The 11,992-nt window shown below is 59.3% G+C and carries 10 protein-coding genes; 9 read left to right on the top strand and 1 reads right to left on the bottom strand.

All coding sequences use genetic code 11. From position 1 onward, the window contains the following. Positions 1-71: 71 nt before the first annotated feature. Positions 72-1,628, bottom strand: coding sequence for a bifunctional aminoglycoside phosphotransferase/ATP-binding protein (locus AC07W0_RS00050; protein ID WP_057005453.1), 1,557 nt, complete (start codon positions 1,626-1,628; stop codon positions 72-74). Between the two features lie 117 nt (positions 1,629-1,745). Between AC07W0_RS00050 and mrcB the strand changes: the two genes are divergently transcribed. From mrcB to msrQ, 9 genes are all read left to right on the top strand, one after another. Further along, positions 1,746-4,070: a penicillin-binding protein 1B gene (mrcB, locus tag AC07W0_RS00045; RefSeq protein WP_026140090.1), complete on the top strand. Its 2,325-nt coding sequence runs from the start codon at positions 1,746-1,748 to the stop codon at positions 4,068-4,070. A gap of 16 nt (positions 4,071-4,086) precedes the next feature. Further along, positions 4,087-4,821: a tetratricopeptide repeat protein gene (locus tag AC07W0_RS00040; RefSeq protein WP_046382058.1), complete on the top strand. Its 735-nt coding sequence runs from the start codon at positions 4,087-4,089 to the stop codon at positions 4,819-4,821. Beyond that, positions 4,821-5,150 carry a YqcC family protein gene (locus AC07W0_RS00035; RefSeq protein ID WP_017847451.1) on the top strand — a complete coding sequence of 110 codons (330 nt, stop codon included), beginning with the start codon at positions 4,821-4,823 and terminating at the stop codon, positions 5,148-5,150. Before AC07W0_RS00040 ends, AC07W0_RS00035 begins: the two co-directional genes overlap by 1 nt. 431 nt (positions 5,151-5,581) lie before the next feature. Then, positions 5,582-7,306 carry an acetolactate synthase 3 large subunit gene (locus tag AC07W0_RS00030; RefSeq protein WP_026140092.1) on the top strand — a complete coding sequence of 575 codons (1,725 nt, stop codon included), beginning with the start codon at positions 5,582-5,584 and terminating at the stop codon, positions 7,304-7,306. Positions 7,307-7,308: 2 nt separating this feature from the next. Next, on the top strand, positions 7,309-7,800 hold the full coding sequence (gene ilvN / locus AC07W0_RS00025) for an acetolactate synthase small subunit (RefSeq protein WP_003176102.1): 492 nt from the start codon (positions 7,309-7,311) through the stop codon (positions 7,798-7,800). A 47-nt stretch (positions 7,801-7,847) separates the two neighbouring features. Next, a complete protein-coding gene (ilvC, locus tag AC07W0_RS00020; RefSeq protein ID WP_003212125.1) occupies positions 7,848-8,864 on the top strand; it encodes a ketol-acid reductoisomerase in 1,017 nt (338 codons plus the stop codon). Positions 8,865-9,008: 144 nt separating this feature from the next. Then, positions 9,009-9,866 (top strand): CDP-diacylglycerol--serine O-phosphatidyltransferase, encoded by an 858-nt coding sequence (pssA, locus tag AC07W0_RS00015; RefSeq protein WP_017847454.1) that lies wholly within the window; start codon positions 9,009-9,011, stop codon positions 9,864-9,866. Positions 9,867-9,929: 63 nt separating this feature from the next. Beyond that, positions 9,930-10,943 (top strand): protein-methionine-sulfoxide reductase catalytic subunit MsrP, encoded by a 1,014-nt coding sequence (gene msrP / locus AC07W0_RS00010; RefSeq protein ID WP_017847455.1) that lies wholly within the window; start codon positions 9,930-9,932, stop codon positions 10,941-10,943. Next, a complete protein-coding gene (gene msrQ / locus AC07W0_RS00005; RefSeq protein ID WP_102616916.1) occupies positions 10,943-11,563 on the top strand; it encodes a protein-methionine-sulfoxide reductase heme-binding subunit MsrQ in 621 nt (206 codons plus the stop codon). The genes msrP and msrQ overlap by 1 nt, the downstream gene beginning before the upstream one ends. The last annotated feature ends 429 nt before the right edge of the window (positions 11,564-11,992 follow it).

Below are 11,992 nucleotides of genomic sequence, written 5' to 3'. Positions count from 1 at the left end.
TATGGCGCCATTATAGTGCCACTATTGCTTGGCCGCTCGCCTAAGGTGACGACGCGACCAAGAAGTTTTTCTTACAGACCAGGCATGCGCTGGCGAATTTGCTCGACCAGTGCATCGAGGGTTCCGCTTTGATTGGTCTCGACGCGCTTGCTCAGCAGCAGCTCTTCGGCTGTCAGCGGTTCGCGTTGGGCTTGCTGCTCTTCAATGATCGTCAATGTAGCGTCAGACGGATCATTCTTGTCTGCCTGACGTTGTGCCAGCCAACTGGTGATAACGGCCTGCGGCGCATTGCAGTCCAGGATCAGGAACGGCGCACCCGTCGCTTCGGCGACTTTGGCGGCGGCATCGCGTTGTGCGCGTTTCAGGAAGGTCGCATCCAGTACCACCGGGAACCCGGCGCGCAGCACGGTCTCGGCGATCTCGTTCAGGCGGGCGTAGGTTTTCGCGCTGGCGTCGGCAGCATAGATGCCGGCCTGGGGCGTGTTTTCCACCTGTTGTTCACCAAACAGGCGCTTGCGCTCCACGTCCGAACGCAGGCGAACGGCGCCCAAGGCTTCCACCAGGCGCATGGCCACGTGGCTTTTGCCTACAGCGGAAACGCCGTGGGTAATCGCCAGGAAGCGCGACGGAATAATGCTGTAGCTCTCCGCCAGGTTGGCGTAGTTGCGGTACTGGCGCAGGGTGGTGGCGCGCTGCACCGGGCTCGCTTCGCTGGGCATGCTGAACAGCGCGACTTTGGCCCTGACCAGTGCGCGGTAGGCTTTATAGAAGTTCAGCACTTCCAGGCCCTGGTAGTCGCCGGTCAGTTCGAGGTACTGGCTGATGAAACGGCGTGCCAGGGATTTGAGACCGCGGTCTTCCAGGTCCATGGCCAGGAAGCCGGTGTCGGCGTATACGTCGGTGAAGCGAAACGGTTCGTTGAACTCGATGCAGTCGAAGATCACCACGTGGCCATCGATCAAGGTGGCATTGCCCAGGTGGATATCGCCGTGGCACTCGCGGGTGAAACCATCGCGCTTGCGCTGTGCCAGTAGCGGCTTGAGGCGTTCGAAGCTGCTTTCGGCCCAGGCTTGCAGGGCTTCGAGTTGCAGCAGGTCGGCTTTGTCGCTGAGGAACGGGCGGATCTGATCGAAGTTCTGGCGTACCGGTGCCATCACTTCGTCCGGGGTGCCGGCCGGGTGCTCTTGCGGCACTTTCGGTGCGGTGAGGTGGAAGTGCGCGATCTGTTTGGCCATCTCGTCGATGTGCGCGCTGGTCAGCTCACCGTTGGCTTGCAAGGTGCTGAGCAACTGGCTTTGCGGGAATTGACGCATTTTCAGCGCGTATTCGATGACCGGACCGTCACCGCCCAATTGCGGCGCTTCGGCCGTGCCGGTGATCGGCAACACTTCAAGATACAAATCTTTGGTCAGGCGCTGGTTCAGGCGCAGCTCTTCGTTGCAGAAATGCCCGCGATCTTCCAGTTTGGTGAAGTCCAGGAAGCCGAAGTTCACCGGTTTCTTCAGTTTATAAGCGTAAGGGCCGGTCAGTATGACCCAGGAAATATGGGTCTCGATGACTTGGAACGCTTCAACCGGATGGGGGTATAAAGCCGGGTTCTGCAGGGCGGCAATCAGGGGCTGGCTCACGGGCGATCCTTCAAAGTCAGGGGAAATCATGGCGGGCATTATGGCTGCTGACGCCTGCTGTGCAAACCGCTGTCCGGCTCATGTTGATCATCGATAAAGTGCGTATAATCCGCCGCCATGACTCGAACCCGATCTCCCCGTTCCCGTAAAAAACCTCCTTCCCGCGGCCTGCGCCCGTGGCTGGGCTGGGCGCTCAAGCTCAGCCTGGTGGGTCTTGTGGTGCTCGCTGGCTTTGCGGTGTACCTCGATGCCGTGGTCCAGGAAAAATTCTCCGGCAAGCGCTGGACCATTCCGGCCAAGGTGTACGCCCGTCCGCTGGAGCTGTTCACCGGCCAGAAGCTGAGCAAGGATGACTTCCTCACCGAACTCGACGCCTTGGGCTACCGCCGCGAACCTGTGAGCAATGGTCCCGGCGCTGCGGCTGTCAGCGGCAATACTGTGGACTTGAACACCCGCGGCTTCCAGTTCTATGAAGGCCTGGAAAAACCCCAGCCGGTGCGCGTGCGCTTCTCCGGCGACTACGTGGCCGAGCTGTCATCGCTGAATGGCTCGAAGCTGCCCGTGGTGCGCCTGGAACCGTTGATGATCGGCGGGATTTACCCGAAGAACCTGGAAGATCGCATCCTGATCAAGCTCGATCAGGTGCCGCCGTACCTGCTTGAAACCCTGGTCGCCGTGGAAGACCGCGATTTCTACAGCCACTGGGGCGTGTCGCCGAAGTCCATTGCCCGTGCGATCTGGGTCAACACCTCCGGCGGCAAAATGACCCAGGGTGGCAGTACGCTGACCCAGCAATTGGTGAAGAACTTCTACCTCACCAACGAGCGCAGCCTGACCCGTAAACTCACCGAAGCCATGATGGCGATGCTGCTGGAGTTGCATTACAGCAAGCAGGAAATCCTTGAGGCCTACCTCAACGAGGTGTTCGTCGGCCAGGACGGCCAGCGCGCGGTCCACGGTTTCGGGCTGGCCAGCCAGTTCTTCTTCGGCCAGCCGCTGTCCGAGCTGAAGTTGCATCAGGTCGCGTTGCTGGTGGGCATGGTCAAGGGGCCGTCCTACTACAACCCGCGGCGCAATCCTGAGCGCGCGCTTGAGCGGCGTAACCTGGTGCTCGACGTGCTGGAGCAGCAGGGCGTGGCCACGGCGGAACAGGTTGCCGCGGCGAAGAAAATGCCACTGGGCGTGACTACCCGCGGCAAGCTGGCGGACAGCTCCTTCCCGGGCTTTATCGACCTGGTCAAACGCCAGTTGCGTGAAGACTACCGCGACGAAGACTTGACCGAGGAAGGCCTGCGCATCTTCACCAGTTTCGACCCGATCCTGCAGATGAAAGCCGAAGCGTCGGTCAACGACACCTTCAAGCGCCTGGCGGGGCGTAAAGGCTCCGACGAAGTCGAAGCAGCCATGGTGGTGACCAACCCGGAAACCGGTGAAGTCCAGGCCATGATCGGCAGCCGCCAGGCCAGTTTCGCCGGCTTCAACCGTGCGCTGGACGCGGTGCGGCCGATCGGCTCGCTGGTCAAGCCGGCGGTGTACCTGACGGCGTTGGAAAAACCGAGCAAATACACCTTGACCAGTTGGCTGTCAGACGACCCGCTGTCGGTCAAAGGTGCTGACGGCCAGGTCTGGACCCCGCAGAACTTCGATCGTCGTTCTCACGGTACGGTGTTCCTGTACCAGGGGCTGGCGCATTCCTACAACATCTCGACCTCGCGCCTGGGGCTCGAAGTGGGCGTGCCGAACGTCCTCAAGACCCTCGCGCGCCTGGGCATCACTCGCGAATTCCCGGCCTTCCCATCGATGCTTCTGGGCGCCGGTGCCATGACGCCGATGGAAGTGGCGACCATGTACCAGACCCTCGCCAACGGTGGTTTCAACACGCCGATGCGCGGCATTCGCAGCGTGCTGACGGCCGAAGGCGAGCCGCTCAAGCGCTATCCGTTCCAGATTCAGCAGCGTTTCGACGCGGGCTCCATCTACCTGATCCAGAACGCCATGCAGCGTGTGATGCGTGAAGGTACCGGTAGCTCGGTGTACAAGGTCCTGCCTTCCAACCTGACACTGGCGGGCAAGACCGGTACCAGTAACGATTCGCGTGACAGTTGGTTCGCCGGCTTCGGTCAGGATGTGCTGGCCGTGGTCTGGCTGGGGCGTGATGACAACGGCAAGACGCCGTTCACCGGCGCGACCGGTGCGTTGCAGGTCTGGACCAGTTTCATGCGCAAGGCCGATCCGTTGCCGCTGAGCATGCCGCAGCCGGACAACATCGTGCAGGCCTGGATTGATCCGCACACCGGCCAGGGCTCCGATGCCAACTGTCCGGGCGCGGTGCAGATGCCGTATATTCGCGGCAGCGAACCACCTCCCGGTGCCGCGTGCGGTGGCAGTGCCCCTGCAAGCGCGGAATCGGTGATGGATTGGGTCAAGGGCTGGATGAATTAAGCAAAGAGGGTTTCAAGTGAACAAGTGGTGGATTCCAGCTATTACAGCTCTGGCTTTGCTCGGCGGTTGCTCCAGCGTTCAGCGCGGCTCCATTCCCGTGGTGGACTCGAGCACAACCGTCTCCAATAACGATCGGATCTCGGCCAATGGCGGTTTCCGTCAGACCGTGACCAAGCGTCCTGCCCAGGCCGCGACCCGCGCCGTGCCGCAGGATTCGGGTGTGGTGGTGATGGTGCCGGGCGCCGGTGCCGCGACATCGGCGCCGATCAGCGCCGAGCCGTGGACGCCAGGGCCTAGCACGTCGGGGCCGATTGACTCCACGCCGGTCCAGGCCGCGCCGATCAACCAGAACACCTACACCATGCCGTCGACGCCAAGCGGCATTCCGTCGTCCTCCAGCGCGGGCGGCCTGTCGGCTGACGAGCAACTGGACGGCCCGGTACTGGCCTTGCTCACCACTGCCCAGCAACAGCAGGCCGGTGGCGACTTGAACGGTGCTTCGTCGAGCCTCGAGCGCGCCCAGCGCGTTGCGCCGCGTGAACCGCAGGTGCTGTATCGTCTCGCCCAGGTGCGGATGGCCCAGGGCGATGCGCCGCAAGCCGAACAGTTTGCCCGTCGTGGCCTGACCCTGGCCAGCGGCCGTCCTGACCTGCAGGCCAGCCTGTGGGCCTTGATCGGTGATGCGCGTGCTGCACAAGGCGACGCTGCCGGTGCCGCCCAGGCTCGGCAGAAAGCCAAGGTCAGCCTCTGATGGATGTGCGTTTTCCAGCGATTGCCGAACAGTTGTTGCTGATTGAGCGCGAATTGCGCCTGCAGGGCTGGTGGGACGAGGTGTCCCCCAGCGCCGAGGCGCTCAGCAGCGTCGAGCCCTTTTCGGTCGACACCCTGGACTTCCACCAGTGGCTGCAGTGGATCTTCCTGGTGCGAATGAAGCAGATCCTCGAACAGAACCTGCCGTTGCCAAATGCTTCCGGGATCATGGAGATGGCCGAGATGGTCTACACCGACCGGCCGCTGGAAAGCCAGGGTTTGCGCAATGCGCTGAAAAAGTTCGACCAATTGATCGTCGACGCTCGTTAATTGCCTGGCTGCCGGTTTTTCCGGCAGTCTTGCGCACATTTCTACCGCTTGACGACATTCAGGCGAGTTTTATCCCTCCTCAAAGCCCTTTCTTCTACGTTCTCATGCGCTTAGTTGGAAAAAAGCGCAATTATTGCTTGACTTGAAGGGCCTGAAACAGAAGAATCCAAAGTCCGCTGTATCGGGACTGCCAGAAGCAGGCCCGCTCAGCAGATCATGAGGCGCACATCCGCGCCGACCTGTTACACCCGCAACGCGTTACCTCGCGCTGGGTGGGAAGAGCCCGCAACACTTGGGACGATCCCAATACTTGCTCAGTCAGTGCTGACGTAGTCGGCGACCACCGTCGCTCATGCTCTGTTGAGAAGTAAACCTATTAAGACCCGTCGGTTTTTAACGGACGGTATTCTGGCGTTTTAGAGGTGAACAACGTGGAGCTTTTATCTGGCGGTGAGATGCTCGTCCGCTTTTTGCGTGACGAAGGCGTTGACTATATCTACGGGTACCCTGGTGGTGCTCTGCTGCACGTCTATGACGCACTGTTCAAGGAACCGGCTGTTACCCACATCCTGGTTCGCCACGAACAGGCTGCAACCCATATGGCTGACGGTTATGCCCGTGCCACCGGTAAAGCCGGCGTGGTACTGGTAACGTCCGGTCCAGGCGCAACCAATGCTATTACCGGCATCGCGACTGCTTATATGGACTCCATCCCGATGGTGATCATTTCCGGCCAGGTCGCTAGCACCATGGTCGGTACCGATGCATTCCAGGAAACCGACATGATCGGTATCTCCCGGCCGATCGTGAAACACAGTTTCATGATCAAGCATGCCTCGGAAATCCCGGAAATCATGAAAAAGGCGTTCTACCTCGCACAGTCCGGTCGCCCGGGCCCTGTAGTGGTCGATATCCCGAAAGACATGACCAACCCGGCCGAGAAATTCGAATACGTCTTCCCGAAGAAAGCCAAGCTGCGTTCCTACAGCCCGGCCGTTCGTGGGCACTCGGGGCAGATCCGCAAGGCGGCAGAAATGCTCTTGGCGGCCAAGCGCCCGGTGCTGTACTCGGGCGGCGGCGTGATTCTGGGCGGCGGTTCCGCACCGTTGACCGAACTGGCCAAGCTGCTCAACCTGCCGGTGACCAACACCCTGATGGGCCTCGGCGCATTCCCGGGTACGGACCGTCAGTTCGTCGGCATGCTCGGCATGCACGGCAGCTACACCGCCAACTTGACCATGCACCACGCCGACGTGATCCTGGCCGTGGGTGCGCGGTTCGATGACCGGGTGATCAACGGCGCGAGCAAGTTCTGCCCGAATGCCAAGATCATTCATATCGACATCGACCCGGCGTCCATCTCCAAGACCATCAAGGCCGACGTGCCGATCGTAGGTCCGGTGGAAAGCGTGTTGACCGAAATGGTCGCTGCGCTGAAGGAAATCGGCGAGACGCCGAACAAAGAAGCTGTCGCCAGCTGGTGGAAGCAGATCGACGAATGGCGCGGTGACCGCGGCCTGTTCCCTTATGACAAGGGCGACGGCAGCATCATCAAGCCACAAACCGTGATCGAGACCCTGTGCGAAGTGACCAAGGGCGATGCCTTTGTGACCTCCGACGTGGGCCAGCACCAGATGTTCGCCGCGCAGTACTACAAGTTCGACAAGCCTAACCGCTGGATCAACTCCGGTGGCCTGGGCACGATGGGCTTTGGTTTCCCTGCGGCCATGGGTGTCAAACTGAGCTTCCCGGACAGCGACGTTGCATGCGTCACCGGCGAAGGCAGCATCCAGATGAACATCCAGGAACTGTCGACGTGCCTGCAGTACGGCCTCCCGGTGAAGATCGTGTGCCTGAACAACGGCGTGTTGGGCATGGTTCGTCAATGGCAGGACATGAGCTACGGTAGTCGTCACTCCCATTCCTACATGGAATCGCTGCCCGACTTCGTCAAATTGGTCGAGGCTTACGGCCACGTCGGTATTCGCATCAACGATCTGAAAGATCTGAAGCCGAAGATGGAAGAAGCGTTCGCTATGAAGGATCGCCTGGTGTTCATCGATATTCAGGTGGATACCAGCGAGCACGTCTATCCGATGCAGATCAAAGACGGCTCTATGCGTGACATGTGGCTGAACAAGACGGAGCGTACCTAATCATGCGGCACATAATCTCCCTGCTTCTGGAGAACGAACCCGGCGCTCTGTCTCGTGTTGTCGGCTTGTTTTCGCAACGCAACTACAACATCGAAAGCCTGACCGTGGCACCGACCGAAGACCCGACCCTGTCGCGCCTGACGTTGACCACCGTGGGCCATGATGAGGTGATCGAGCAGATCACCAAAAACCTCAACAAGCTGATCGAAGTGGTCAAGCTGGTCGACCTGTCGGAAAGCGCCCACATCGAGCGCGAGCTGATGCTGGTTAAAGTCAAGGCCACGGGCGCCCAACGTGCCGAGATCAAGCGTACTACCGACATTTATCGCGGGCAGATCGTCGATGTGAGCGCCAGCGTTTATACCGTGCAATTGACCGGTACAAGCGACAAGCTGGACAGCTTCATCCAGTCGATCGGGACGGCCTCGATTCTGGAAACCGTACGCAGTGGTGTCACCGGGATTGCCCGTGGCGACAAAGTACTCAGCATCTAACCCAAATTAGTGAATGGCCTTAAGGCCTGGATATATAGAGGAACCTCATGAAAGTTTATTACGATAAAGATTGTGACCTGTCGATCATCCAGGGCAAGAAAGTCGCCATCATCGGCTACGGTTCCCAGGGTCACGCGCAAGCTTGCAACCTGAAAGATTCCGGCGTTGACGTGACTGTTGGCCTGCGCAAAGGCTCGGCCACTGTTGCCAAGGCTGAAGCCCACGGCCTGAAAGTGACTGACGTTGCTTCCGCCGTTGCCGCTGCCGACCTGGTCATGATCCTGACCCCGGATGAGTTCCAGTCCGCGCTGTACAAAAACGAAATCGAGCCGAACATCAAGAAGGGCGCCACCCTGGCCTTCTCCCACGGCTTCGCGATTCACTACAACCAAGTCGTGCCACGCGCTGACCTCGACGTGATCATGATCGCGCCGAAAGCCCCGGGCCACACCGTGCGTTCCGAGTTCGTCAAAGGCGGCGGTATCCCTGACCTGATCGCGATCTACCAGGACGCGTCGGGAAACGCCAAGAACGTTGCACTGTCCTACGCTGCCGGCGTTGGTGGCGGTCGTACCGGCATCATCGAAACCACTTTCAAGGACGAGACTGAAACCGACCTGTTCGGCGAACAAGCCGTTCTGTGCGGTGGTACCGTTGAACTGGTCAAAGCCGGTTTCGAAACCCTGGTTGAAGCCGGCTACGCGCCGGAAATGGCCTACTTCGAATGCCTGCACGAACTGAAGCTGATCGTGGACCTCATGTACGAAGGCGGTATCGCCAACATGAACTACTCGATCTCCAACAACGCCGAATACGGCGAGTACGTGACTGGCCCGGAAGTGATCAACGCCGAGTCCCGTCAGGCCATGCGCAACGCCCTGAAACGCATTCAGGACGGCGAATACGCCAAAATGTTCATCAGCGAAGGCGCTACCGGCTACCCTTCGATGACCGCCAAGCGTCGTAACAACGCCGCTCACGGTATCGAAATCATCGGCGAGCAACTGCGCTCCATGATGCCGTGGATCGGTGCCAACAAGATCGTCGACAAAGCCAAAAACTAAGTCGGATGCATCTAGAAAAAACGCGGCTTAGGCCGCGTTTTTTCGTTTGGGTGGCTGGTTCTGGTATAAAGCTGCATCGTTTGCGGGCGAACACTCGCCGCAAGTATCTGTCGAATTTTTTCACACCGTTGCAAGGTAAAGTCCATGAGCGAACGTCCCGAAGAGCCAAACCAGGCTTCTGACGCCGATAGCCTGCTACCGATCGATGAACATGTTGAAGAAGGGCATGACGCGGAAGGCCGCAAGGTCCGGCATCGTGGCATCTATCTCCTGCCCAATCTGTTCACTACGGCGAACCTGTTTGCCGGGTTCTACTCCATCATCAACTCCATGAGTGCCCAGAGCGCGCTGGCGGCGGGTGATGCGGTGAGTGCCAGCAAGTACTTCGGTTTTGCGGCGATCGCCATCTTCGTCGCCATGGTGCTCGACGGTCTCGATGGGCGCGTGGCGCGCATGACCAATACCCAAAGCGCCTTCGGTGCCGAGTATGACTCGCTGTCGGACATGGTTGCCTTTGGTGTCGCGCCTGCGTTGCTGGCGTTTGCCTGGGCCCTGGGTGACATGGGCAAGGTCGGCTGGATGGTGGCCTTCATCTATGTCGCGGGCGCCGCGCTGCGCCTGGCGCGCTTCAACACCCAGGTGGGGACCGCCGACAAGCGTTACTTCATCGGCCTGGCCAGTCCGGCTGCTGCGGGCGTGGTGGCGGGGATCGTCTGGGCGTTCAGTGACTACGGCATCCAGGGATCGAAGATGTCGTTCCTGGTGGCCTTGATGGTTGCGGCCGCCGGCATGCTGATGGTCAGTAACATCAAGTACAACAGCTTCAAGGAGCTCGACCTCAAGGGGCGCGTGCCTTTCGTGGCCATCCTTGCGGTGGTGCTGGTGTTCGCCGTGGTCTTCAGCGATCCGCCGCGTATTCTGCTGCTGGTGTTCCTGGTGTATGCCGCTTCCGGGCCGGTTCAGTATCTGCTGCAACTGCGTCGGGACAAAACATTGCCTTAATGTAATTTCCCCCATACTCCGCAGTCTATTGGTGCATCAGTTCTCCAATGCTGCGGAGTTGCCATGTTAATCAAATTGCCCAAAGCGTCCGATTGTCATGAATCGGACGTCACTCCTGAATCCTTCTACCTGTCTCGCCGTAGCTTGCTCGGTGGTGCGCTGGCCGGTGTTGCCGCCAGCAGCTTGCCGCGCTGGGCCAGCGCTGACGATGCCGCGCGCTATGCGGATGTCGAACCAGGCAAGGCGCCAGGCTGGTTTGCCGAAAAACTGCCGGGTACGAAATGGCAGGCGGTAACCGTCAAGGACGAAGCCATCACCCCGTTCAAGGACGCGACCCACTACAACAACTTCTATGAGTTCGGCACGGACAAGGGCGATCCAGCGGCGAATGCAGGTTCGCTCAAGACCGAGCCCTGGAGTGTCGTGATCGATGGCGAGGTCGCAAAGCCGGGGCGTTACGCCCTGGAAGACTTCATGAAGCCGTATCAATTGGAAGAGCGAATCTACCGTCTGCGCTGTGTGGAGGCGTGGTCGATGGTCATTCCGTGGATGGGTTTTCCCATTTCGGCGTTGCTCAAGCAGGTTGAGCCGACTTCCAAAGCCAAGTACATCCGCTTCGAAACCCTCCAGGACCCCAAAAGCATGCCGGGCCAGCGCTCGAGTTTCGGCTTGATCGATTGGCCCTATGTAGAAGGGCTGCGTCTGGATGAGGCGATGAATCCCCTGGCGATTCTGGCGGTGGGGATGTATGGGCGCGAGTTGCCTAACCAGAATGGCGCGCCGTTGCGTTTGGTGGTGCCATGGAAGTATGGCTTCAAGAGCGTGAAGTCCATCGTGCGTATCAGCTTGGTGAGCGAGCAGCCGAAAACCACCTGGCAAAGTATTGCCGCGAATGAGTACGGGTTTTATGCGAACGTGAACCCGACGGTCGACCACCCTCGTTGGACCCAGGCGCGTGAGCGGCGCTTGCCGAGTGGCCTGTTCAGCCCGAATGTGCGCGAGACGCAGATGTTCAACGGTTACTCGGATGAGGTGGCGGCGCTTTATACCGGCCTCGACCTGCGGAAGAACTACTGATGCGTTTCCCGATCTGGCGCATCGGCGTGTTTATCGCCACCGCGGTATGGCCGTTGCTCTGGCTGTACGAAGCGTGGCGTTCTGCCTTGGGGCCGGACCCAGGCAAGGTGCTGGTTGACCGGCTGGGCTTGGGCACGTTGATCCTGCTGCTGATTACCCTGGCGATGACACCGTTGCAGAAGTTGAGCGGTTGGGCAGGGTGGATCGCGGTGCGGCGCCAGTTGGGGTTGTGGTGCTTTGCTTATGTGGTGCTGCACCTGGCGGCATATTGTGTGTTTGTTCTGGGGCTGGATTGGTCGCAGTTGGGGGTGGAATTGAGTAAGCGCCCCTACATTATTGTGGGGGCCCTGGGTTTCCTGTCTTTGTTGGTGCTGGCGCTGACGTCGAATCGCTACAGCCAGCGTCGGTTGGGCAGCAGTTGGAAGAAGTTGCATCGCCTGGTGTATGGCGTGCTTGGGCTTGGCTTGTTGCATATGTTGTGGATCGTGCGGGCGGATCTGAAGGAGTGGGCTATCTATGCTTCTATAGGTGCGCTGCTTCTTGTCCTGCGGATACCGCCGGTGATGCGGCGAATTCCCCGCCTTATTGCGAAAAAAGCACCTTCTGCAACAAAAGCGTAATTAACCCTTGACGGCAAATCCTGGACGTCTATAATTCGCCCCACTTCCGGCGCAGTCGAAACGGAAAACTCCTTGGTAAACAAAGAGTTACGCAAGATTCGACAGCGACCTGCTTCAGTTCATCGAAGCCTGGAAGGAGTTGGTAGAGCGGTGTTGTTTGGCTCTATTGACGTTTCGATCTTCTCGGTCGAAAGCGGAGAAAAAGAGGTGTTGACAGCAGCGTGTAACGCTGTAGAATTCGCCTCCCGCTAACGAGAGATCGGAAGCGCAAGTGGTTGAAGTTACAAAGGAAACTTTGAAAACTTCTGAAAATAATCACTTGACAGCAAATGAGGCTGCTGTAGAATGCGCGCCTCGGTTGAGACGAAAGATCTTAACCAACCGCTCTTTAACAACTGAATCAAGCAATTCGTGTGGGTGCTTGTGGAG

The organism is Pseudomonas sp. GW704-F2 (assembly GCF_059423025.1).
The sequence above is the reverse complement of the archived record's forward strand: the minus strand, read 5'-3'. Positions and strand labels throughout refer to the sequence as shown.

Excerpts from the sequence above, each read along its gene's own strand:
- msrQ (WP_102616916.1), top strand. The coding sequence starts at position 10,943 with ATGCGTTTCCCGATCTGGCGCATCGGCGTGTTTATCGCCACCGCGGTA.
- msrP (WP_017847455.1), top strand. The coding sequence starts at position 9,930 with ATGTTAATCAAATTGCCCAAAGCGTCCGATTGTCATGAATCGGACGTC.
- mrcB (WP_026140090.1), top strand. The coding sequence starts at position 1,746 with ATGACTCGAACCCGATCTCCCCGTTCCCGTAAAAAACCTCCTTCCCGC.
- pssA (WP_017847454.1), top strand. The coding sequence starts at position 9,009 with ATGAGCGAACGTCCCGAAGAGCCAAACCAGGCTTCTGACGCCGATAGC.
- AC07W0_RS00035 (WP_017847451.1), top strand. The coding sequence starts at position 4,821 with ATGGATGTGCGTTTTCCAGCGATTGCCGAACAGTTGTTGCTGATTGAG.
- ilvN (WP_003176102.1), top strand. The coding sequence starts at position 7,309 with ATGCGGCACATAATCTCCCTGCTTCTGGAGAACGAACCCGGCGCTCTG.
- ilvC (WP_003212125.1), top strand. The coding sequence starts at position 7,848 with ATGAAAGTTTATTACGATAAAGATTGTGACCTGTCGATCATCCAGGGC.